General features: G+C 72.0%; 20 protein-coding genes and 1 tRNA gene. 12 read left to right on the plus strand and 9 right to left on the minus strand.

The genetic code is table 11. The features are described 5' to 3' along the window. The first annotated feature begins 90 nt into the window (after positions 1-90). A complete protein-coding gene (gene paaN, locus ACZ45T_RS08920; RefSeq protein WP_468438962.1) occupies positions 91-1,797 on the plus strand; it encodes a phenylacetic acid degradation protein PaaN in 1,707 nt (568 codons plus the stop codon). On the opposite strand, the gene ACZ45T_RS08925 is transcribed toward paaN, so the two are convergent. The 3 genes from ACZ45T_RS08925 to ACZ45T_RS08935 all read right to left on the minus strand — a co-directional run bounded on the left by ACZ45T_RS08925 (position 1,794) and on the right by ACZ45T_RS08935 (position 4,462). Continuing rightward, positions 1,794-2,552 carry a TrmH family RNA methyltransferase gene (locus ACZ45T_RS08925; RefSeq protein WP_468438964.1) on the minus strand — a complete coding sequence of 253 codons (759 nt, stop codon included), beginning with the start codon at positions 2,550-2,552 and terminating at the stop codon, positions 1,794-1,796. The genes paaN and ACZ45T_RS08925 overlap by 4 nt on opposite strands. A gap of 63 nt (positions 2,553-2,615) precedes the next feature. Next, positions 2,616-3,863: an HTTM domain-containing protein gene (locus ACZ45T_RS08930; protein ID WP_468438966.1), complete on the minus strand. Its 1,248-nt coding sequence runs from the start codon at positions 3,861-3,863 to the stop codon at positions 2,616-2,618. Continuing rightward, positions 3,800-4,462, minus strand: a complete 663-nt coding sequence (locus tag ACZ45T_RS08935; RefSeq protein ID WP_468438968.1) for a DUF5819 family protein — start codon at positions 4,460-4,462, stop codon at positions 3,800-3,802. The genes ACZ45T_RS08930 and ACZ45T_RS08935 overlap by 64 nt, the downstream gene beginning before the upstream one ends. Positions 4,463-4,597: 135 nt before the next feature. On the opposite strand from ACZ45T_RS08935, the gene paaA reads away from it, so the two are divergent. The 6 genes from paaA to ACZ45T_RS08965 all read left to right on the plus strand — a co-directional run bounded on the left by paaA (position 4,598) and on the right by ACZ45T_RS08965 (position 9,478). After that, on the plus strand, positions 4,598-5,626 hold the full coding sequence (gene paaA, locus ACZ45T_RS08940; RefSeq protein ID WP_468438970.1) for a 1,2-phenylacetyl-CoA epoxidase subunit PaaA: 1,029 nt from the start codon (positions 4,598-4,600) through the stop codon (positions 5,624-5,626). Then, positions 5,623-5,907, plus strand: coding sequence for a 1,2-phenylacetyl-CoA epoxidase subunit PaaB (gene paaB, locus ACZ45T_RS08945; protein WP_030009045.1), 285 nt, complete (start codon positions 5,623-5,625; stop codon positions 5,905-5,907). The genes paaA and paaB overlap by 4 nt, the downstream gene beginning before the upstream one ends. Before the next feature lie 17 nt (positions 5,908-5,924). Next, complete coding sequence (gene paaC, locus ACZ45T_RS08950; RefSeq protein ID WP_468439393.1) at positions 5,925-6,629, plus strand: 1,2-phenylacetyl-CoA epoxidase subunit PaaC; 705 nt, start codon at positions 5,925-5,927, stop codon at positions 6,627-6,629. Further along, positions 6,623-7,129 carry a 1,2-phenylacetyl-CoA epoxidase subunit PaaD gene (gene paaD / locus ACZ45T_RS08955; RefSeq protein WP_361949295.1) on the plus strand — a complete coding sequence of 169 codons (507 nt, stop codon included), beginning with the start codon at positions 6,623-6,625 and terminating at the stop codon, positions 7,127-7,129. The genes paaC and paaD overlap by 7 nt, the downstream gene beginning before the upstream one ends. Next, the gene (locus tag ACZ45T_RS08960; protein WP_468438973.1) at positions 7,130-8,233 is read left to right on the plus strand and encodes a 2Fe-2S iron-sulfur cluster-binding protein; all 1,104 of its coding nucleotides are present in this window, start codon (positions 7,130-7,132) and stop codon (positions 8,231-8,233) included. A gap of 102 nt (positions 8,234-8,335) precedes the next feature. Further along, positions 8,336-9,478 (plus strand): acyl-CoA dehydrogenase family protein, encoded by a 1,143-nt coding sequence (locus ACZ45T_RS08965; RefSeq protein ID WP_468438975.1) that lies wholly within the window; start codon positions 8,336-8,338, stop codon positions 9,476-9,478. Positions 9,479-9,484: 6 nt separating this feature from the next. Here the strand turns inward: ACZ45T_RS08965 and ACZ45T_RS08970 are convergent, their stop codons facing one another. From ACZ45T_RS08970 to ACZ45T_RS08995, 6 genes are all read right to left on the minus strand, one after another. Then, on the minus strand, positions 9,485-9,829 hold the full coding sequence (locus ACZ45T_RS08970) for a rhodanese-like domain-containing protein (protein ID WP_468438977.1): 345 nt from the start codon (positions 9,827-9,829) through the stop codon (positions 9,485-9,487). Positions 9,830-9,986: 157 nt separating this feature from the next. Further along, complete coding sequence (locus tag ACZ45T_RS08975) at positions 9,987-10,838, minus strand: hypothetical protein (RefSeq protein ID WP_468438987.1); 852 nt, start codon at positions 10,836-10,838, stop codon at positions 9,987-9,989. Between the two features lie 76 nt (positions 10,839-10,914). Continuing rightward, entirely contained in the window at positions 10,915-12,315 is a 1,401-nt protein-coding gene (locus ACZ45T_RS08980) for a DUF2252 domain-containing protein (RefSeq protein ID WP_468438991.1), read from the minus strand. A gap of 52 nt (positions 12,316-12,367) precedes the next feature. Next, positions 12,368-13,027 (minus strand): response regulator, encoded by a 660-nt coding sequence (locus tag ACZ45T_RS08985; protein ID WP_468438993.1) that lies wholly within the window; start codon positions 13,025-13,027, stop codon positions 12,368-12,370. A gap of 8 nt (positions 13,028-13,035) precedes the next feature. After that, positions 13,036-14,718: a sensor histidine kinase gene (locus ACZ45T_RS08990; protein ID WP_468438995.1), complete on the minus strand. Its 1,683-nt coding sequence runs from the start codon at positions 14,716-14,718 to the stop codon at positions 13,036-13,038. Between the two features lie 201 nt (positions 14,719-14,919). Then, positions 14,920-15,002 (minus strand) — tRNA-Leu (locus ACZ45T_RS08995). Between the two features lie 293 nt (positions 15,003-15,295). On the opposite strand from ACZ45T_RS08995, the gene ACZ45T_RS09000 reads away from it, so the two are divergent. The 5 genes from ACZ45T_RS09000 (at position 15,296) to ACZ45T_RS09020 (ending at position 21,164) form a co-directional block, all read left to right on the plus strand. Then, positions 15,296-16,135, plus strand: a complete 840-nt coding sequence (locus tag ACZ45T_RS09000; protein ID WP_468438997.1) for an FhaA domain-containing protein — start codon at positions 15,296-15,298, stop codon at positions 16,133-16,135. A gap of 10 nt (positions 16,136-16,145) precedes the next feature. Next, the gene (locus ACZ45T_RS09005; protein WP_360897191.1) at positions 16,146-16,643 is read left to right on the plus strand and encodes an FHA domain-containing protein FhaB/FipA; all 498 of its coding nucleotides are present in this window, start codon (positions 16,146-16,148) and stop codon (positions 16,641-16,643) included. Positions 16,644-16,736: 93 nt separating this feature from the next. Further along, positions 16,737-18,248: a PP2C family protein-serine/threonine phosphatase gene (locus ACZ45T_RS09010; protein WP_468439000.1), complete on the plus strand. Its 1,512-nt coding sequence runs from the start codon at positions 16,737-16,739 to the stop codon at positions 18,246-18,248. A gap of 31 nt (positions 18,249-18,279) precedes the next feature. After that, positions 18,280-19,704, plus strand: coding sequence for an FtsW/RodA/SpoVE family cell cycle protein (locus tag ACZ45T_RS09015; protein WP_468439002.1), 1,425 nt, complete (start codon positions 18,280-18,282; stop codon positions 19,702-19,704). After that, a complete protein-coding gene (locus ACZ45T_RS09020; protein WP_468439004.1) occupies positions 19,701-21,164 on the plus strand; it encodes a peptidoglycan D,D-transpeptidase FtsI family protein in 1,464 nt (487 codons plus the stop codon). The genes ACZ45T_RS09015 and ACZ45T_RS09020 overlap by 4 nt, the downstream gene beginning before the upstream one ends. Positions 21,165-21,288 lie beyond the last annotated feature (124 nt).

Raw genomic sequence — 21,288 nt, forward strand, 5'->3', positions numbered from 1 at the left:
CTGCCGGGCCCTCTTGTCCCGACCGATCGTTCGGTTACTCTAACTCCAGTCTGCTCTCCTTCGCCCGGTTCAACGAGGAGTTGGTCCCTGATGGCCGCCGAGCTCACCGTCCCCCAGCTGTCCGCGCTCTCCGCCAAGCACCGGCCCACCCTGGACGGGGCCCTGTCGGCGATCCGCAGCCGCGCCTACTGGTCCCCGCACCCCGAGCACCCCAAGGCCTACGGCGAGACCGCGCCGGCCGACGGGCTCGCCGCCTTCGAGGCCCTGCGCGGCACGCGGCTGGACCTGGGGCAGCCCGGCACCGACGGCTGGACGGGCGGCGAGGTGTCCCCGTACGGCCCGGAGCTGGGCGTCGAGTACCCGCACGCGGACCCGGACGTGCTGCTGCCCGCGATGAAGGCGGGCATGGCCGCCTGGCGCGACGCGGGTCCCGAGGCGCGCGCCCTGGTCTGCATCGAGATCCTGGCCCGCATCTCCGCCCGCACCCACGAGTTCGCGCACGCGGTCATGCACACCAGCGGCCAGGCCTTCATGATGGCGTTCCAGGCGGGCGGCCCGCACGCGCAGGACCGCGGCCTGGAGGCGGTGGCGTACGCGTACGAGGAGCAGACCCGGGTCCCGGGGCAGGCCGACTGGTCGAAGCCGCAGGGCAAGAAGGACCCGCTGGAGCTCGGCAAGAGCTTCACGGCGGTCCCGCGCGGCATCGCACTCGTGATCGGCTGCAACACCTTCCCGACCTGGAACGGCTACCCCGGCCTGTTCGCCTCCCTCGCCACGGGCAACGCGGTGCTGGTCAAGCCGCACCCGCGGGCCGTCCTCCCGCTGGCGCTCACGGTCCAGGTGGCCCGCGAGGTCCTCGCCGAGACGGGCTTCGACCCGAACCTGGTGGCGCTCACGGTCGAGCGTCCGGGCGAGGGCATCGCCAAGAGCCTCGCCGTCCGCCCGGAGATCAAGCTGATCGACTACACCGGGTCCACGGAGTTCGGGGACTGGCTGGAGGCCAACGCCCGCCAGGCGCAGGTCTACACGGAGAAGGCGGGCGTCAACACCGTCCTCATCGACTCCACCTCGAACTACAAGGGCATGCTGTCCAACCTGGCCTTCTCGCTCTCCCTCTACAGCGGCCAGATGTGCACCACCCCGCAGAACCTGCTGATCCCGCGCGAGGGCATCGACACCGACGCCGGCCACAAGACGTACGACGAGGTCGTCGCCGACCTCGCCGCCTCGGTCGGCGGTCTGCTCGGCGACGACGCCCGGGCCAACGCGCTGCTGGGCGCGCTGGTCAACCCGGACGTCAAGGCCCGTCTGGACGCGGCGGCCGCCCTGGGCGAGGTCGCGCTGGCCTCCCGCGAGGTCACGAACCCCGAGTTCCCGGACGCGGTGGTCCGCACCCCGGTGATGGTCAAGCTGGACGCAGCACGGAAACACTGGGAAGGGGCCGACCCGGACGCGCCCTACCTCTCGGAGTGCTTCGGCCCGGTCTCCTTCGCGGTGGCCGTGGACACCACCGCGGACGCCCTGGACCTGCTGCGCCGCACGGTGCGGGACAAGGGCGCCATGACGGTGGGCGCGTACACGACGTCGGCGGACACCGAGCGGGCGATCGAGGAGGTCTGCCTGGAGGAGTCCGCGCAGCTCTCGCTGAACCTGACCGGCGGGGTCTACGTCAACCAGACCGCGGCCTTCTCGGACTTCCACGGTTCGGGCGGCAACCCGGCGGCCAACGCGGCCCTGTGCGACGGCGCCTTCGTCGCGAACCGCTTCCGCGTGGTGGAGGTCCGCCGCCAGGCCTAGTCCTGGCGGGGCCCGCCCCAGTGGAAGAGGGTCATGGCCACGCTGGTGGCCAGGTTGTAGCTGGAGACCTGCGGGCGCATCGGCAGGGACACCAGGTGGTCGGCGCGGGCGCGCAGCTCGGGCGAGATGCCGTGGCGTTCCGAGCCGAAGGCGAGCAGGGCGTCGTCCGGGAGGGTGAGGGCGCGGATGTCCTCGCCCTCCGGGTCGAGCGCGTAGAGCGGCCCGGGCGGCAGTTCGTCCAGTGCGAGCCGTTCGACGGTGGTGGCGTAGTGCAGCCCGGCCCCGGCCCGGACCACGTTCGGGTGCCAGGGGTCGAGGTCGCCGCGGGTCACCACGCCGGTGGCGCCGAAGCCGGCGGCGAGCCGGACGACGGCTCCGACGTTGCCGAGGTTGCGGGGGTTGTCGAGTACGACGACGGGCGCGGGCCTCGGCATCCGGCCGAGCCCCGCGAGGCCCGCCGCCCGGTCCGGCCGTACGGCGAGGGCCGCGACCCCGGTGGGATGCACGCGGGGCAGGAACTCCTTGAGCACGGCCCGCCGCACCAGCCGCGCCACATCGGCCTCGACGTCCGGAGCCAGCTCGCGCGCGAGGGCCCGTACGGCGTCCGGATCACCGGCGACGACCATGCGCACATCGGCCCCGAAGCGCAGGGCGTGCTTCAGCGCGTGAAACCCGTCCAGCAGAACGAGGTCCCCTCGCCCGGCGGCCTCCTGCCAGTGCCGCGCGTTCTCCTCGGGACTCTGCTCGTCGCTCATGCCCCCGACCCTACGGTCCGGGCCCCCATCGGCCGCTGTGCGGGGCTCTCTGCCCGCCGTCCTTCAGCCCGTCCGGCGTTTGAGGACCGGGTCCGGGCAGAGACCGGCTTCGGGAAGGGGCGGGGTGGGGGAAAGCCCCGCGGGGACCCGGTCGGGCCGGAGCGCGGCGACCCGCACCCCCGCCCACGCCAGGAACGCCGTCGGCAGGAAGACCGCGTCGGCGGCGATCATCGCCAGAGAGAAGAACGGCAGGCCCAGCAGCACCGCGATCCCCGCGTGCTCCAGCATCATCACGGCCAGCAGCACGTTCTTGATCCGCCGGTTGAACAGCGTGAACGGGAACGCCACCTGCACCGCCACCGTCCCGTACGACAGCAGCATCACCAGCGTCCCGCTGCCCGCCAGCAGCGACGACAGCGCGGGCCACGGGGTGAAGTAGTCCAGCCCCAGCGGGTAGTACAGGGCCGTCCCGTCCTGCCACCGCGAGCCCTGGATCTTGTACCAGCCCGCCGTCGCGTAGATCAGGCAGACCTCCGCCATGATCACCAGCATCCCCGCGTTGTGCAGCAGGTTGGCCAGGACGTCCAGGACCGCCCGCCGCTCGCCCTCCGGCTCGTAGCGGTCGGCCATCCACCACAGCCCGCAGCCCACCCACACCGCCGCGAACGCCGCCAGCCAGCCCGCGCTGAACCGCCCGGTCGCCGCCCCGTACGCGAACACCAGTCCCAGCACACCCCACAGCGCCGGCCCGGCCGCCCCGGCCGTCGCCGAGCCGCGCGTACGGACCCTGCGCGCGTCCAGCGACCACACCTGCGCGCACCGGGTCAGCACCAGGTAGATCGCCATCAGGTGGATGACGTTGTCCCCTCCGTCGCCCATGAACACGCTGCGGTTCTGCAGCGACAGCACGCCGATCATGAAGACCACCGAGGTCGCCCGCGTCCGCCAGCCCAGCAGCAGCCCCGCGCTCGCCAGCACGGCCACCGCGTAGACGATCTCGAACCACAGCGTCGAGTCCGACCACATCAGCACCGTGAAGGCCCCGTTGGAGGCCGTCAGCCGGTCGGCCAGCCCCCAGCTCCACGGCCCGTCGGGCCCGTACAGCTCGGCGCGGTTCGGGAACTCGCGCAGCAGGAAGAAGAGCCAGGTGCCGGCGAAGCCGATGCGGACCACCGCGCTCTGGTACGGGCCCAGCGCCTGCCCGGTGACCTTCGCGGCCGCCCGCACCAGCGCCTCGCGGGCCCGCCTCACACCGTCCACCACGGCAGCTCCCGGTAGTAGGTCTCGGTGTCGATCGTCTCGGTGCTCCATTTCGGCGCGTCCAGCGCCGTCGTCGCCGAGCGCAGCTGGATCCGCAGGACGCGCCCGGCGCGCTGCTCCGGGGAGAGCCGGGCCACCGCGATCCGCCGCAGGTACTCCTCGGACAGCTCGCCGCGCTCGCCGCCCGGCTTGTTGTCCTCGTCGTGGGAGCTCGTGAAGAAGTCCCAGGCCCGGCGCAGCTCGTTCTGCTCGGTGTGGCTCGGCAGCAGGCTGTGGCGGATGGCGGCGCCGTCCTCGGCGCTCAGGTCGCGCCAGTCGGTGGTGATCAGCTCGCCGCCGTCGGTCCGTATCTGCGCGCGCGCCTCGACCGCGATGTTCTGCTGGAGCGGATTGGGTGCGAAGAGCTTCCAGTTCTGTTCGAACTCGGGATATATCCAGCCGTCGATCGTCCCCGCGTGCTGCTTGCTCACCGTGTTGGACGGGGCGACGTGCAGGAAGACGAGCGCGAGGTGCGTGCAGGCGGCCACGGCGACCGCCCCCAGGGCGAGGGCCGCGACCACGCGGTACGGGGTGGACAGACCGGCGATTCCGGGCGCCCGCGGGGGTGGCGGAACGGCCCCTTCGGCGGGCTCGTGCGCGTTCGAATCCATCCCGCCCCGATCGTCCGGCGTCCACAGGGTTGACCACAGAGGTTGACACCCTACGGGCCGTCGACTCACCATTGAAGCGGATGAACCGAACGATCGGTCGGTCGGGCGGACGGCAGACTCTCACAGGGGGCCGGAATGGTGGCAGTGACCCCGGAAACGGGACCGGACACGGCCCTCGGGACAGACGGGACGGACGGCACAGGCATGACGGCTGACCTGGGCGCACAGCTCTTGGCCGCATTCGACGCGGCCGTGGCGGCCGACGAGCGCGTGGAGCCGCGCGACTGGATGCCCGACGAGTACCGCGCCTCGCTGGTCCGTCAGATGGCCCAGCACGCGCACTCCGAGATCATCGGCATGCAGCCCGAGGCGAACTGGATCACCCGCGCGCCCTCGCTGCGCCGCAAGGCGATCCTGATGGCCAAGGTGCAGGACGAGGCGGGCCACGGGCTGTACCTCTACAGCGCGGCCGAAACGCTCGGCACCAGCCGCGACGAGCTGCTCGACAAGCTCCACTCGGGGAAGCAGAAGTACTCCTCGATCTTCAACTACCCCACCCTGACCTGGGCGGACGTCGGCGCGATCGGCTGGCTCGTGGACGGCGCCGCGATCACCAACCAGGTGCCGATCTGCCGCTGCTCCTACGGTCCCTACGCGCGCGCCATGGTCCGCATCTGCAAGGAGGAGTCCTTCCACCAGCGCCAGGGCTTCGAGCTCCTCATGGCCCTGTCCAAGGGCACCGAGGCCCAGCACGCGATGGCCCAGGACGCGGTCGACCGGTGGTGGTGGCCGTCGCTGATGATGTTCGGCCCGCCGGACGACGAGTCGGCGCACTCGGCGCAGTCGATGGCCTGGCGGATCAAGCGCCACTCGAACGACGAGCTGCGCCAGCGGTTCGTGGACATCGCCGTCCCGCAGGCCGAGTCCCTCGGCCTGACCCTGCCCGACCCGGACCTGAAGTGGAACGAGGAGCGCGGGCACCACGACTTCGGCGCGATCGACTGGGCCGAGTTCTGGAACGTGCTCAAGGGCAACGGTCCGTGCAACGAGCAGCGGATCGGCCAGCGGCGCAGGGCCCACGAGGAAGGCGCCTGGGTGCGGGACGCGGCAGCGGCGTATGCGGAGAAGCACGTGAACAAGAAGAACGAGGAGGCACGGGTATGACGCAGAACTGGCCCCTGTGGGAGGTGTTCGTGCGCTCGCGGCGCGGTCTCTCGCACACGCACGCGGGAAGCCTGCACGCCCCCGACGCGGAGATGGCCCTGCGCAACGCCCGCGACCTGTACACCCGGCGCGGCGAGGGCATCTCCATCTGGGTGGTGCCCTCCACCGAGATCACCGCCTCCTCGCCGGACGAGCGGGACCCGTTCTTCGCCCCGTCCGCCGACAAGCCGTACCGCCACCCCACCTTCTACGACATCCCGGAGGGGGTGAGCCACCTGTGACCAGCACCGATGTCACCATGTCGGCCGCCCTCGCCCTCGGCGACGACGCGCTGATCCTCTCCCACCGCCTCGGCGAGTGGGCGGGGCACGCCCCCGTCCTGGAGGAGGAGGTCGCCCTCGCCAACATCGCCCTCGACCTGCTCGGCCAGGCCCGCATCCTGCTGTCCATGGCCGGCGACGAGGACGAGCTGGCCTACCTGCGCGAGGAGCGGTCCTTCCGCAACCTCCAGCTGGTCGAGCAGCCGAACGGCGACTTCGCCCACACCATCGCCCGCCAGCTCTTCTTCTCCCTCCACCAGCACGAGCTCTACGGAGAACTCGCCCGCGGGGACGGCCCGTTCGCGCCCCTGGCGGCCAAGGCCGTCAAGGAGACCGCGTACCACCGCGACCACGCCGAGCAGTGGACCCTGCGGCTCGGCGACGGCACCGAGGAGAGCCGGGGCCGCATGCAGGCCGCCCTGGACGCGCTGTGGAAGTACACCGGGGAGATGTTCCAGCCGGTGGACGGCCTCGACGGCCTGGACTGGGCCGCCCTGGAAGGGCGCTGGCTGGCCGCGCTGACCGGCGTGCTGGAGCAGGCCGGGCTCACCCTGCCCGAGGGGCCGCGCACCGGCGCCTGGGCGGCCGGGGCCGGCCGGCAGGGTCTGCACACCGAGTCCTTCGGCCGGATGCTCTCCGAGATGCAGCACCTGCACCGCAGCCACCCGGGGGCGTCATGGTGACCGCCGACGCCGGGACGACCCGTCTGGAGGCGGAGCTGGCCGAGCTGGCCGGTTCCGTCCCGGACCCGGAGCTGCCCGTGCTCACCCTCGGCGAGCTCGGCGTGGTGCGCGGAGTGCGGATGCACGAGGACGGCCACGCCGAGGTCACCCTCACCCCCACCTACACCGGTTGCCCGGCCATCGAGGCCATGTCCGCCGACATCGAGCGGGTCCTGACCGGCCACGGCATACCCGAGGTGCGGGTGACCACCGTGCTGGCCCCCGCCTGGTCCACCGACGACATCAGCGCCGAAGGGCGGCGCAAGCTCGCCGAGTTCGGCATTGCCCCGCCGCGCCCGCACGCGGCCGGCGGGCCGGTCCCGCTGACCCTGTCGGTCCGCTGCCCGCACTGCGGATCGACCGAGACCGAGCTGCTCAGCCGGTTCTCCTCCACCGCGTGCAAGGCGCTGCGCCGCTGCACCGCCTGCCGCGAACCGTTCGACCACTTCAAGGAGCTGTAGATGGCCGCACCCCGCCACGGCGCGTTCCACCCGCTGACGGTGGCGGCAGTCGACCGGCTCACCGACGACTCGGTGGCACTGACCCTCCGGGTTCCCGAGGAACTGCGCGAGGAGTACCGGCACGCCCCCGGCCAGCACCTCACCCTGCGCCGCACCGGCCCCGAGGGCGCCGCCGAGGTCCGCCGCACCTACTCGATCTGCTCCCCCGCCCCGGCGGCGGGCGGCCCGGGCCCGGCGGCGCTGCGGGTCGGCGTGCGGCTGGTGGAGGGCGGGGAGTTCTCCACCTTCGCGCACAAGGAGATCGCCGCCGGGGACGTGCTGGACGTCATGGTCCCGGCCGGCCGGTTCGTGCTGGACCCGGCTGCCGCACCGGCCTCGGGGCACTACGCGGCGATCGTCGGCGGCAGCGGCATCACGCCCGTGCTGTCGATCGCGGCGTCCCTGCTGGCCACCCGGCCCGACGCCCGCTTCTGCCTCGTACGCAGCGACCGCACGGCGGCCTCGACGATGTTCCTGGAGGAGGTCGCCGACCTCAAGGACCGGTATCCGGCGCGGTTCCAGCTGGTGACGGTCCTCTCCCGCGAGGAGCAGGAGTCCGGGCTGCCGTCCGGGCGGCTGGACGAGGAGCGGCTGGCTGCCCTGCTGCCGGCGCTGCTGCCGGTGGCGGAGGTGACGGGCTGGTTCCTGTGCGGGCCCTACGGCCTGGTCCAGGGCGCGGAGCGGGCCCTGGGCGCGCTCGGTGTCGTACGGACCCGGGTGCACGAGGAGATCTTCCACGTCGAGGACAGTGCGGCGCCGGTCCGTACCGCGGCTTCGACGGCCGCCTCGCATGGGCGGGTCACCGCGCGGCTCGACGGGCGCTCCGGCACCTGGCCGGTCCAGGACGGGGAGTCCCTCCTGGACGCGGTGCTCCGCAACCGCGCGGACGCCCCGTACGCCTGCAAGGGCGGGGTCTGCGGCACCTGCCGGGCGTTCCTGGTGTCGGGCGAGGTCCGGATGGACCGCAACTTCGCGCTGGAGGCCGAGGAGACGGAGGCCGGGTTCGTGCTGGCCTGCCAGTCGCACCCGGTGACGGAGGAAGTGGAGATCGACTTCGACCGCTAAGCGGCTTCCCCGAGGCCGCTTGGGGAGTTCCTCTGTCCAATTTCCAGAACGTGTTCTATCTTGACGCACCGTCAGACCTGAACGCGCGCGGGAGGACAGGCAGTGGACTTCACCTTCACCGAGGAGCAGCAGGCCGCCGTCGAGGCGGCCCGGGCGGTGTTCGCGGACGTCGCACCCGACGGCGTGCCCAGCCCCGCGCTCACCCCGGGAGCCGTCGCCGACGATTTCGACCGCCCGCTGTGGGCCAGGCTCGCCGGATCCGACCTGCTGAGCCTGGTCCTCGCGGAGGAGCACGGCGGCGCCGGCCTGGACGCCATCGCCCTGTGCCTCGTACTGCGCGAGGCCGCCAGGGTGCTGGCCCGCGTGCCGCTGCTGGAACACTGCGCCACCGCCATGGCCGTCCAGGCCCACGGCAGCCCCGAACTGGCCGCCGCCCTGCTGCCCGGCGCCGGGCGCGGCACGCTCGTGCTCACCGCCGCCGCGCACGGCCGCTCCGGCCACGATCCGGCCGAACTCGCCGTCATCGCCCGCCGCGACGGCGAGGAGTGGATCCTGGACGGCACGCAGACCGCCGTCCCGTGGGCGCAGAGCGCCGACTGGATCGCCGTACCGGCCCACACCGGCGAGGGCGAGGCCGTCCTCGCGTTCGTCCCGCGCACCGCCGAGGGCCTCGCCCTCGCCGAGCAGGTCTCCACCAGCGGGGAGCGGCTCGCCGAACTCGCCCTGGACGGCGTACGGGTGGACCCGGCCCACCTCATCGAGACCCCGGGAGCATGGGAGCGGCTGCGCCAGCTCCTCGCCACCGGGACCTGCGCACTGGCCCTCGGGCTCGGCGAGGGCGTTCTCACCATGACCAGCCGGTACACGAGCAAGCGCGAGCAGTTCGGCTTCCCGGTGGCCACCTTCCAGGCCGTCGCCGTCCAGGCCGCCGACCGCTACATCGACCTGCGCGCCATGGAGGTCACCCTCTGGCAGGCCGCCTGGCGGCTCGACGCCGGGGCCGGCGGCGCCGGCGGGCCGCTGCCGAGCTCCGGTGACGTGGCGGTCGCCAAGATCTGGGCCTCGGAGGGCGTACGCCGGGTCGTGCAGACCGCCCAGCACCTGCACGGCGGCTTCGGCGCGGACACCGACTACCCGCTGCACCGCTACCACGCCTGGGCCAAGCAGCTGGAACTCCAGCTCGGCCCGGCCGCCGCGCACGAGGAGGCCCTGGGCGACCTGCTGGCCGCCCACCCCCTCGCCTGAGCGCGACTACAGGACGAAGGCCGGGGTCCCGTTGTCCGTCACCATCGGGCGCCCGGCACCGTCCCAGGCCTGCATCCCGCCGTCGACGTTCACGGCGTCGATCTCCTGGCGCACCAGGTACTGGGTGACCTGCGCGGAACGCCCGCCGACCCGGCACATCACGTACACCCGGCGGCCGTCCTCGACGGCCTCCGTCAGCTCACCGAAGCGGGCCACGAAGTCGCTCATCGGGATGTGCAGAGCGCCCTCGACGTGACCGGCCGCCCATTCGTCGTCCTCACGGACGTCAAGGACAAAGCCTTCGGAGGGCACCGCGGCGGCGTCCACCGAGGGAAGCGGTCCGAAGTTCATACGTCGCCTTCTCTCATCGCAGATAGTGCTTCCAACCTATCCGACGTGCCCATTCAGCCCCGCCCGAACCAGCCCCGCCGGCGTTTGAGGCGCGGGGTCCGGGGCGGAGCCCCAGCAGCGGCGCCGCACGCGCAGCGGCCCCGCACCCTCGGCCCCGTTACGGCGCGGCGAGCGCAGCGGCCAGCTCCGCCTCACGCTCGGAAACCTGCGCCAGCAGCTGCTCCGCGATCTCCTCCAGCAGCCGGTCCGGATCCTCCGGCGCCATCCTCAGCATCGACCCGATCGCGCTCTCCTCCAGCTCCCGGGCCACGAGCGCCAGCAGCTCCTTGCGGCGCGCCAGCCACTCCAGCCGGGCGTACAGCTCCTCGCTCTCGCCCGGCGCCGCCGTCTCCGGCGCCGGCCCGGCCGCCCACTCCTCGGCCAGCTCGCGCAGCAGTCGCTCGTCACCCCGCCCGTACGCGGCGTTGACCCGCGCGATGAACGCGTCGCGCCGCTCCCGCTCGCCGTCCTCCTGGGCGAGGTCGGGGTGGGCCTGGCGGACCAGCTCGCGGTACAGGCGGCGCACCTCCTCCGAGGGGCGCACCCGCTCCGGCGGCCGCACGGGCCGGTCGGTGAGCATCGCGGAGGCGTCGTCGGAGATCCCGTCCGAGCCCAGCCAGTCGTGGAACAGCTCCTCCACCCCCGGCATCGGCATGACCAGCGAGCGCGCGTCCTTGGCCCGCTGGAGGTCCGCGGGATCCCCGGTGCGGGCCGCCTTCGCCTCGGCGATCAGCGCGTCCAGTTCGTCGAGCCGCGAGTACATCGGGCCGAGCTTCTGGTGGTGCAGGCGGGAGAAGTTCTCCACCTCCACCCGGAAGGTCTCCACCGCGATCTCGAACTCGATCAGGGCCTGCTCAGCGGCCCGCACGGCCCGCTCCAGGCGCGCCTCGGGGCGCTCTTCCGCGGTGACGGCGGAATCGTCGGGGACGGCGGAATCGTCGGGGACGCTCTGCTCGGTGTGCTCGCTCACCCGGCCAGCCTACGGCCCGCCCGCGCGGGCGGTGCTTTCCCCCGGGGGAACACCCGCCCGCCGCGAAGCGCCCCGCTCAGACCCCGGCCTCCGCGGCGATCCGGCCGCACCGCACCGCCGACACCAGGTCTTCGTGGTCGGCCTCGGTCCGGTCGGCGTAGGCCACCGCGAAGGCCGCCATCGCCTCGTCCAGCTCCTCGTTCTTTCCGCAGTACCCGGCCAGCAGCCGCGGGTCGACGCTGTGCGCGTGCGCCCGGGCCAGCAGGGCCCCGGTCATCCGCCCGTAGTCGTCGATCTGCGGGGCGGCCAGCGCCGCCGGATCCACACTGCCCTTGCGGTTGCGGAACTGCCGCACCTGGAACGGGCGGCCCTCCACCGTGGTCCAGCCCAGCATGATGTCCGAGACCACCTGCATCCGCTTCTGCCCGGCCACCACCCGGCGGCCCTCGTGCTCCTCCGGCGGCGCGCTGAAGCCCAGCCCGGGCAGGTGCGGCAGCAGCACCGAGGGCCGCGCCTCCTTCACCTGGAGCACCAGCGGCTCGCCCCGGTGGTCCAGCAGCAGCACCACGTACGAACGGGTGCCGACGCTCCCGGTGCCCACCACGCGGAAGGCCACGTCGTGGATCGCGTACCGGGCCAGCAGCGGCAGCCGGTCCCCCTGGAGCGTCTCCAGGTACGGGCCCAGCGAGGCCGCCACGGCCGCCGCCTCCGCGTCCCCGACCCGCCGCAGCACGGGCAGCGCGTCGACGAAGCGGCGACGGCCGTCCTCCCCGATCTCCGTCGACTTGGCGGCGAACCGCGCGGAGGTGTTGTTGCGGGCCTTCTCCGAGACCCGCTCCAGCGTGCCCAGCAGATCGCGGGCGTCGGTGTGCGAGACCAGCTCCTCGTCCGCGATGGCGTTCCACGCGTCGAGCGCGGGCAGTCTGGCCAGCAGCCGCATGGTCCGCCGGTAGGCGCCCACCGCGTCCAGAGCGGCCGCCCGGCAGGTGCCCTCGTCCGCGCCGGCCACCCGGCCGGCCAGCACCAGCGAGGTGGCCAGCCGCTTCACGTCCCACTCCCACGGACCGAACACGGTCTCGTCGAAGTCGTTCAGGTCGATGACGAGCCGCCCGCGCGCATCCCCGTACAGGCCGAAGTTCGCCGCGTGCGCGTCGCCGCAGATCTGCGCGCCGATCCCGGTCACCGGGCCGCCGGACAGGTCGTGGGCCATCAGGCCGGCCGCCCCGCGCAGGAAGGCGAAGGGGTTCGCGGCCATCCGGCCCACCCGTATGGGAGCCAGGGCGGCGACCCGCCCGACGTTGGACTCCTCCACCGCCCGCACGGCGTCCGGCCGCCCGGCCGGCGCCACGAAGGCGGCGTGCGCCGACCGCGGCACGCGTGCCCGCAGCGCCTGGCCCTCTCCCTTGGGCGAATCCGCCGCCACCCGCGGCGCGAAGCCCGCCACGTCCGGAATCCGCTGCCCCACTACCGCCGCCATCGGCGCCGCCCCCACCCGTTCACTGATCGCTTCCAGAACGGGCTGACCGTATCTACAGCCCGGCGTCCCTGGCCAGCAATGCCGCCTGGACCCGGTTCTCGCAGCCCAGCTTCGCCAGGATCCGGCTCACGTACGTCTTCACGGTCGCCTCGCTCATGTGCAGCCGCCGGCCCGCGTCCGCGTTGGACAGGCCCTCCCCGAGCAGCGCCAGCACGCCCCGCTCGCGCTCGCTCAGCTCCGCCACCCGGCGCCGGGCCTCCTCGCCGCGCGCCGCGGCCGTCCCCGACGCCAGCTGGTCCACCACGTGCCGGGTCGCCCCCGGCGAGAGGTACGCGTCCCCGGCCGCGGCCGCCCGGACCGCCCCGATCAGCTCGCCCGGCGCTGAGTCCTTCAGCAGGAAGCCCGCACCGCCCTGGCCCAGCGCCCGCAGCACGTTCTCCTTCTCACCGAAAGTGGTCAGGATCAGCGCCCGCACCTCCGGGGCGGCCCGCCGCAGTTCCCCCAGTGCGGTCAGCCCGTCCATCACCGGCATCTGGATGTCGAGCAGCATCACGTCGGGCGCGTGCGAGCGGGCCAGCTCCACCGCCTCCCGGCCGTTCGCCGCCTCCGCGACGACCTCGATGTCCGCCGCCGAGGTCAGGATCATCCTGATCCCGGCCCGGATCAACGGCTCGTCATCGGCGATCACCACGCGGATCACTTCGGCTGTCACCCGTGCTCCTACTGCTTGACCTCGTACGCCTGCTTGTCCACGAGCTTGCCGTCCTTGAAGCAGAACCGGAAAACCGTATCGGTGGTCAGCTCCGACTCCTCCGTCGACAGCAGGGCCAGACAGCTCGAACCCACCGGCCGCGGCGGCCCCTTCCGGTCCATGCCGGAGGTCAGGATGCTCTCCCCGGAGGGCAGCCGGCCACGGACCGACTGCTCCGAGTCCCCCACCTGCACGGAGTCGAACTCGGCCCGGTCGAGCATCGCGTCGTTGACCGAGCCCACCACCAGGACCGCGAAGGCCCCGATCACGATCACCAGGAGCACCACCGCCGCCACCGCGATCCCGCAGCCCAGCGCGACCCCGCCGGTCCGGCTGCGCCCCCGGACCGCCAACTCCCGGTCCACCGCCGCCCAGTCCATCGGCGGCGCCCCGACCAGCGCCTGGGCCTGCGTCTGCTGGCCGAAGTCGTCCGCGACGTCCTCCACCCCGGCCGGCTCCGCCCCGTACGGCAGCACCCCCGCCACCCGGAACCCACCGCCCTCGGTCTCGCCCGCGTGCACCATCCCGCCGACCAGCCGGGCCCGCTCGCGCAGCCCCGTCAGCCCCTGGCCGCCGGACACCACCTCGCCGACTCCCGGGCCCGCCGCCGGACCGTTGGCGATCTCCACCACCAACGCGTCGTCCTCGTAGCGCAGTTCGACCGTGATGGGCGCCCCCGGCGCGTGCTTGTACGCGTTCGTCAGGGCCTCCTGCACGATCCGGTACGCCGCGTGGTCACAGGCCGCCACCAGCGGCCGGGGCTGCCCCGACGCGGTCAGCCGTACGTCGGTCCCCGCGCCCCGCGCCGCCTCCACGACCCCCGCGATCCCGGCCACCCCGCGCGCCGCGGGCTGCGCCGCCTCGTCCGCGGGGACCGGCGCCTCGACCCCGTCGCGCAGGATGCCGACGACCTCGCGCAGCTCGTGCATGGCCGCCACCGAGGCCTGCCGCAGCACCCCCACGGCCTCGCGCTGGCGGTCGGTGAGCTTCGGATCCACCTCCAGCGCACCGGTGTGCACCGAGATCAGCGCCAGCTGGTGGCCGAGGCTGTCGTGCATGTCCTGGGCGATCCGCTGCCGCTCGCGCAGCCTCGCCTGTCCCGCGACCATGGCCCGCTCGCGCAGCAACTGCCCGTTGCGCTCCTGGAGCGCGCGCAGCAGCGTACGGCGCTGGTGCCAGTACCGGCTGGCCAGGCCCGGCATGACCGTCATCGCCAGGAACATCAGGGTGGAGAAGACGATCACCAGCAGCGGCCGCATCTGCGCCCACTCGTGCACGATGCTGAAGCCGACCGACGCCAGGAAGGCGATCGTGAACGCGGCCAGCGCCCGTCCCACGCCGACGATCCGGCGCCCCGCCGACCAGCCCAGCAGGCCCATGACCAGGAAGGACCCGGGCAGGTACGCACCCACCGCCGATCCGATCACCAGCGTCGTCGCGGGCAGCCGCCGCCGCAGCAGGGTCAGCACCAGCACGACAGCGGCGCTCGCCAGCATCCGCTTCCCGGAGCCGTTGTCGAGCTCCTCGACCCCCAGCCCGAGCAGGGCCAGGACCGCCGCGAGCAGCAGGTCCCCCGCCAGCATCCGCCCGGTCCACGGCTCCGGCCCCTTCAGCCAGTCCCAGCCCGCACGCGTCTTCGCCTTCGCATCCACGCGACCGACCCTAGACACCCGCACACGCCGACGGCCGCCCTCTTTCGTCGCGCCCCGTACGACGAAAGTCGCACGGCGGACAGCGACATCGGCCACGTGTCCTGGATCACCCACGGGACAGCGGCAGATGCCCCGCGTCGAGATCGGGGGAAACACGAAACGGCCGCCACCGCTTTCGCGATGACGACCGTTTCGTCGATGTGGGCGAGGGGGGATTTGAACCCCCACGTCCCGAAGGACACTGGCACCTGAAGCCAGCGCGTCTGCCGTTCCGCCACTCGCCCGAGCAGCGCCCCAGTGGTTCTTCCCTTTCGGGCCGTTCCCCTGGCGACGTCGAAACATTAGCACGGCGTACGGGGTGGAATCACATCGCTTTCCCGTCGCCCCCGCACCCCGGTGGGGACGGCCCCTCCCGCACTCCGCCCCAGGTGCGGGACACTGTCCCTGGGGCGCCCCTACGATCCCTTGTGAGGACCAACACTCGTCCTCGCAGGACCGATGGGGAACCACCCGAATCCGCCACGCGTGGATACGATCAGTAAGCAGTACAGGGCGACAACGACGGAGGAGGTGCCCCATGGGAGTTCTGAAGCGATTCGAGCAGCGACTCGAAGGTCTGGTGAACGGCACCTTCGCCAAGGTGTTCAAGTCCGAGGTCCAGCCGGTGGAGATCGCCGGCGCCCTCCAGCGGGAGTGCGACAACAACGCCACCATCTGGAACCGCGAGCGGACCGTCGTCCCCAACGACTTCATCGTCGAGCTCAGCGCCGGTGACTACGACCGCCTGAGCCCGTACTCCGGGCAGCTCGGCGACGAGCTCGCGGGCCTGGTCCGCGACTACGCCAAGCAGCAGCGCTACAGCTTCATGGGCCCCATCAAGGTCCACCTGGAGAAGGCCGACGACCTCGACACCGGGCTCTACCGGGTCCGCAGTCGTACCCTGGCCTCCAGCACCTCCCAGCCCCAGGCAGGCGGCGCACCGCACGGCCAGGCCCCCCAGGGCCAGGCACAGGGCGGCTACGGCTACCCGCCGGTCGCCGCCCCGCCCATGCCCAGCGCCCCGCCGCCCGGCGGCCCCGGCGCGCGCCGGCCCGCCCCCGGCGGACCCGTCGCCCCCGTGGCCAACTCCGGCGCCCCGAGGCGCCACTGGATCGAGATCAACGGCACCCGCCACCAGATCTCGCGCCCCACGCTCGTACTCGGCCGAAGCACGGAAGCCGACGTGCGGATCGACGACCCCGGCGTATCGCGCCGGCACTGTGAGATCCGGACCGGAACGCCCTCGACGATCCAGGATCTCGGGTCCACCAACGGCATCGTGGTGGACGGGCAGCACACCACCCGCGCTACGCTCCGCGACGGCTCGCGGATCGTCGTGGGCAGCACCACCATCATTTACCGGCAAGCCGAAGGGTGAAGCGGGGGCAATGTCAGAGCTGACCCTGACGGTCATGCGGTTGGGTTTCCTAGCCGTCCTGTGGCTGTTCGTCATCGTGGCCGTCCAGGTCATCCGCAGCGATCTCTTCGGAACGAGAGTGACCCAGCGCGGCTCCCGCCGCGGCGGCGCCGCCGGCGCCCCGCAGCAGGCGGGCCGCCAGGCCGCTCCGCCGCAGCAGCGCCAGCGCCGCGGTGCGCCGACCAAGCTCGTCGTCTCCGAGGGCACCCTCACGGGAACCACGGTGGCCCTCGCCGGCCAGACGATCACGCTGGGCCGCGCCCACGACTCCACGATCGTGCTGGACGACGACTACGCGTCCAGCCGCCATGCCAGGATCTATCCCGACCGTGACGGGCAGTGGATCGTCGAGGATCTCGGGTCCACCAACGGCACGTATCTCGACCGGACCCGGCTGACCACCCCGACGCCCATTCCGCCGGGCGCACCGATCCGCATCGGCAAGACCGTCATCGAGCTGCGGAAGTAGTACGAGAATGAGCGAGCGGAGCGAGCGCGCGGCGGCGATCCGTCCCACCGAGGACACGGACCCGAGCGCGCTCCCGACCGGAGGGTGGGCAGTGTGGCTCGAGACCGGTTGTACCCGGAGGAAGCTTCGTCGACAGGGCAGGTGCGCATGAGTCTGTCCCTGCGGTTCGCCGCCGGATCACACAAGGGCATGATCCGCGAGGGCAACGAGGACTCCGGCTACGCCGGTCCCCGTCTCCTCGCGATCGCCGACGGCATGGGAGGCCAGGCCGCCGGCGAGGTCGCGAGCTCCGAGGTGATCTCCACCCTCGTGCAGCTCGACGACGACGTCCCGGGCTCCGACATCCTCACCTCCCTCGCCACGGCAGTGCAGCGCGCCAACGACCAGCTGCGCGTCATGGTCGAGGAGGACCCCCAGCTCGAGGGCATGGGCACCACGCTGACCGCCCTGCTGTGGACCGGCCAGCGCCTGGGCCTCGTCCACGTCGGCGACTCCCGCGCCTACCTGCTCCGCGACGGCGTCCTCACGCAGATCACCCAGGACCACACCTGGGTGCAGCGCCTCGTCGACGAGGGCCGCATCACCGAAGAGGAAGCCACCACCCACCCTCAGCGCTCCCTCCTCATGCGCGCGCTCGGCAGCGGCGACATCGTCGAACCCGACCTCTCCATCCGCGAGGTCCGCGCCGGCGACCGCTACCTGATCTGCTCCGACGGGCTCTCCGGCGTCGTCTCCCACCAGACCCTGGAAGAGACCCTCGCCGACTACCACGGCCCCCGCGAGACCGTGCAGTCGCTGATCCAGCTCGCACTGCGCGGCGGCGGACCCGACAACATCACCTGCATCGTCGCCGACGTCCTCGACACCGACAGCGGCGACACCCTCGCCGCCCAGGTCAACGACACCCCTGTGGTCGTCGGCGCGGTCGCCGAGAACCAGCACCAGCTCTTCGACGGCGGCAACGCCATGCAGACCCCGGCCGGCCGCGCCTCCGGCCTCGGCCGCCAGGTCCCGCCGCCCGCGGGCGCCTTCGGCCCGCCCGGCAGCGGCGACGCACCCGCCTACGGGTACGGCGACCAGGGCCAGGGCGGCGCGTACGGCACCTTCGGCGAAGCCGACGGCTACGACGCCGACTCCGGCTACGAGGACACGTACGACCACCCCCGCCGGCGCCGCAGCAAAGGGCGCAAGTGGACCACCCGCACGCTGACCCTGCTCCTCGTCGCCGGCGTCATCGGCGGCGGCTGCTACGCCGGCTGGCGCTGGACCCAGACCCAGTACTACGTCGGCGTCAAGGGCGAGCACGTGGCGCTCTTCCGCGGCATCAGCCAGAAGCTCGGCCCGCTGGAGCTCTCCAAGGTGGAGACCGACCGCCCCGACATCGAACTGAAGTACCTGCCGCCCTTCAAGCGCAAGCTGGTCGAGGCCACCATCAGCGAAGGCAACCTCGACGGCGCCCGCGAGAAGATCGACGAGCTCAGCGTCCAGGTCTCCGCCTGCAAGAAGGACGAAGAGCGCCGCAACGCCGAGGCGCAGAACCAGACACCGGGCTCCACTCTGACTCCCGCGGAGCAGCAAGTGGTCAGCCTGTGCGGCAAGCAGTAGACATTCGCGGGCACAGGGGGCCTGCCACACCATGAGCGTTGTCACCAACACGACCACCATCGGCGCCATCGAGCTGCCGAGCCGGCGGAACACCGAGCTCCTGCTGCTCGTCTTCGCCGTGGTCATCCCGATCTTCGCCTACGCCAACGTAGGCCTGTCGATCCACGGCAAGCTGCCCCCCGGCATGCTCACCTACGGACTCGGCCTGGGTGCCCTCGCCGGGATCGCACACGCCGTCGTACGCCGCTACGCCAAGTACGCCGACCCGCTGCTGCTGCCGCTGGCCACCCTCCTCAACGGACTGGGCCTCGTCCTGATCTGGCGCCTGGACCAGTCCGAGCGGCTCCAGAACCTCGCCAAGCGGTCCTTCGGCGCCTTCACCCCCTCCGCGCCCCGCCAGATGATGTACACGGCGGTCGCCATCGCCCTGTTCGCCGCCGTCCTGCTCATCCTCAAGGACCACCGCGTCCTGCAGCGGTTCACGTACATCTCCATGGCCGGCGCCCTGGTCCTGCTGATCCTGCCCGTCATCCCGGGCCTGGGCGCCGACGTCTTCGGCGCCAAGATCTGGATCAGCGTCGGCGGCTTCTCCATCCAGCCCGGAGAGTTCGCCAAGATCGTCATCGCGATCTTCTTCGCCGGCTACCTCATGGTGAAGCGGGACGCCCTCGCACTCGCCAGCCGCCGCTTCATGGGCCTCTACCTGCCCCGCGGCCGCGACCTCGGCCCGATCCTCATGATCTGGGCGATGAGCCTGCTCGTCCTCGTCTTCGAGAACGACCTCGGCACCTCGCTGCTCTTCTTCGGCATGTTCGTGATCATGCTGTACGTGGCCACCGAGCGCACCAGCTGGATCGTCATCGGCCTGCTCATGTCGGTCGGCGGCGCCACCGTCGTCGGCGCCACCGCCAGCCACGTCAAGGCCCGCGTCACCGCCTGGCTCGACCCCTTCGCCTGCTACAGCACCTCGGGCGCCTGCGAGCAGGTCGGCCAGTCGATCATGAGCTTCGGCTCCGGCGGCGTCCTCGGCGCCGGATGGGGCCAGGGCAACTCCGACCTGATCGGCTTCGCCGCCAACTCCGACTTCATCTTCTCCACCGTCGGCGAAGAACTCGGCCTCGCCGGGGTGATGGCCTTCCTCCTGATCTACGGGCTCATCATCGAGCGGGGCGTGCGCACCGCCCTCGCCGCCCGCGACCCCTTCGGCAAGCTCTTCGCCATCGGCCTCTCCGGAGCCTTCGCGCTCCAGATCTTCGTCGTCGCCGGCGGAGTCATGGGCCTCATCCCCCTCACCGGCATGACCATGCCCTTCCTCGCGTCCGGCGGCTCCTCCGTCCTCGCGAACTGGATCCTCATCGCCATCCTCATCCGGATCAGCGACACCGCACGCCGCCCCGCCCCGGCCCCCGCCCCGTCCCCCGACTCCGAGATGACCCAGGTGGTCCGCCCGTCATGAACAAGCCCCTGCGCCGCATCTCGCTGTTCTGCGGGCTGCTCGTCCTCGCACTGCTGATCCGCACCAACTGGCTCCAGTACGTCCAGGCCGAGGAACTCAGCACGCGCAAGGAGAACCGCCGGGTCCAGATCGCCCAGTACGCCACCGAACGCGGCAACATCATCGTCGCGGGCGAGCCGATCACCGGCTCCGCGGTCACCAACGGCAGCGACTACAAGTACAAGCGCACCTACGCGAACGGCGAGCTCTGGGCCCCCGTCACCGGGTACGCCTCGCAGGCCTTCGGCTCCACCCAGCTCGAATCCCTCGAAGACGGCATCCTCACCGGCAACGACGACCGGCTCTTCTTCGACCGCACCATCGGCATGTTCACCGGGGAGAAGAAGCAGGGCGGCAACGTCGTCACCACGCTCAACCCCGAAGCCCAGAAGGCCGCCTTCGAGAAGCTCGGCAAGAACAAGGGCGCGGTCGCCGCCATCGACCCGCGCACCGGCGCCATCCTCGCCCTGGTCTCCACCCCCTCGTACGACCCCTCCCGCTTCGCCGGCAACTCCAAGGACGACGAGAAGGCCTGGGTCGAGCTCAAGGACAGCGAGGACAAGAACCTCGTCAACCGCGCCCTGCGCGAGACGTACCCGCCGGGCTCCACCTTCAAGGTGGTCACCGCGGCCGCCGCCCTGGAACACGGCGTGGTCAAGGAGATCAACGACCCGACGGACACCCCCGAGCCGTACTTCCTGCCCGGCACCAAGACCGTGATGGAGAACCACGCCAAGGGCTGCGAGAAGGCCAACCTCAACGAGGCACTGCGCGTCTCCTGCAACTCCGTCTTCGCGAACCTGGGCGACAAGGTCACCCGCGACAAGATGGTGGAGACCTCGGAGAAGTTCGGCTTCAACAACGACAAGATCGACATCCCGGTCCGCGCCTTCGCCAGCATCTACGACAAGAAGATGGCCAAGGACGGCAACGCCCTGAGCTCCATCGGGCAGTTCAACACCGCCGCCACCCCGCTCCAGATGGCCATGGTCACCGCCGCGATCGCCAACGACGGCAAGCTGATGAAGCCCTACATGGTCGACCACCTCACGGCCCCCAACCTCGACGTCATCGAGAAGCACTCGCCGCAGGAAATGAGCCGGCCCCTCTCCGCCGCCAACGCGCAGAAGGTCCAGCAGATGATGGTCAACGTCGTCGACGCCGGCACCGGCGGCAACGCCAAGATCAAGGACGTGAAGGTCGGCGGCAAGACCGGCACCGCGCAGCACGGCGAGGGCAACAAGAAGCGCCCCTACGCCTGGTTCATCTCCTACGCCGAGAACGCGGACGGCACCTCGCCCATCGCCGTCGCCGTCGTCATCGAGGACAGCGGGGCGGACCGTGAGGACATCAGCGGTGGCGGTCTCGCCGCCCCCGTCGCCAAGGCGGTCATGGAAGCGGTCCTGAAGGGCCAGCAGTAATCAAGGGATAACGGACCGGAGCGGAGTGACCCATGTCACTGAACCCGCACGGATCCGAGCGTACGGTACCGGTCCAGTATCAGGCTGTGGCCACGAACCGATCACGGACGATCGGCCGGTAGCC

The sequence above is a fragment of the Streptomyces sp. NPDC030995 genome, assembly GCF_055571215.1.

Bases quoted from the DNA above. Each gene is read 5' to 3' on its own strand.
- paaN (WP_468438962.1), top strand. From the start codon at position 91: ATGGCCGCCGAGCTCACCGTCCCCCAGCTGTCCGCGCTCTCCGCCAAG.
- ACZ45T_RS08925 (WP_468438964.1), bottom strand. From the start codon at position 2,552: ATGAGCGACGAGCAGAGTCCCGAGGAGAACGCGCGGCACTGGCAGGAG.
- ACZ45T_RS08930 (WP_468438966.1), bottom strand. From the start codon at position 3,863: ATGGAGCACCGAGACGATCGACACCGAGACCTACTACCGGGAGCTGCC.
- ACZ45T_RS08935 (WP_468438968.1), bottom strand. From the start codon at position 4,462: ATGGATTCGAACGCGCACGAGCCCGCCGAAGGGGCCGTTCCGCCACCC.
- paaA (WP_468438970.1), top strand. From the start codon at position 4,598: ATGGTGGCAGTGACCCCGGAAACGGGACCGGACACGGCCCTCGGGACA.
- paaB (WP_030009045.1), top strand. From the start codon at position 5,623: ATGACGCAGAACTGGCCCCTGTGGGAGGTGTTCGTGCGCTCGCGGCGC.
- paaC (WP_468439393.1), top strand. From the start codon at position 5,925: ATGTCGGCCGCCCTCGCCCTCGGCGACGACGCGCTGATCCTCTCCCAC.
- paaD (WP_361949295.1), top strand. From the start codon at position 6,623: ATGGTGACCGCCGACGCCGGGACGACCCGTCTGGAGGCGGAGCTGGCC.
- ACZ45T_RS08960 (WP_468438973.1), top strand. From the start codon at position 7,130: ATGGCCGCACCCCGCCACGGCGCGTTCCACCCGCTGACGGTGGCGGCA.
- ACZ45T_RS08970 (WP_468438977.1), bottom strand. From the start codon at position 9,829: ATGAACTTCGGACCGCTTCCCTCGGTGGACGCCGCCGCGGTGCCCTCC.
- ACZ45T_RS08980 (WP_468438991.1), bottom strand. From the start codon at position 12,315: ATGGCGGCGGTAGTGGGGCAGCGGATTCCGGACGTGGCGGGCTTCGCG.
- ACZ45T_RS09000 (WP_468438997.1), top strand. From the start codon at position 15,296: ATGGGAGTTCTGAAGCGATTCGAGCAGCGACTCGAAGGTCTGGTGAAC.
- ACZ45T_RS09005 (WP_360897191.1), top strand. From the start codon at position 16,146: ATGTCAGAGCTGACCCTGACGGTCATGCGGTTGGGTTTCCTAGCCGTC.
- ACZ45T_RS09015 (WP_468439002.1), top strand. From the start codon at position 18,280: ATGAGCGTTGTCACCAACACGACCACCATCGGCGCCATCGAGCTGCCG.
- ACZ45T_RS09020 (WP_468439004.1), top strand. From the start codon at position 19,701: ATGAACAAGCCCCTGCGCCGCATCTCGCTGTTCTGCGGGCTGCTCGTC.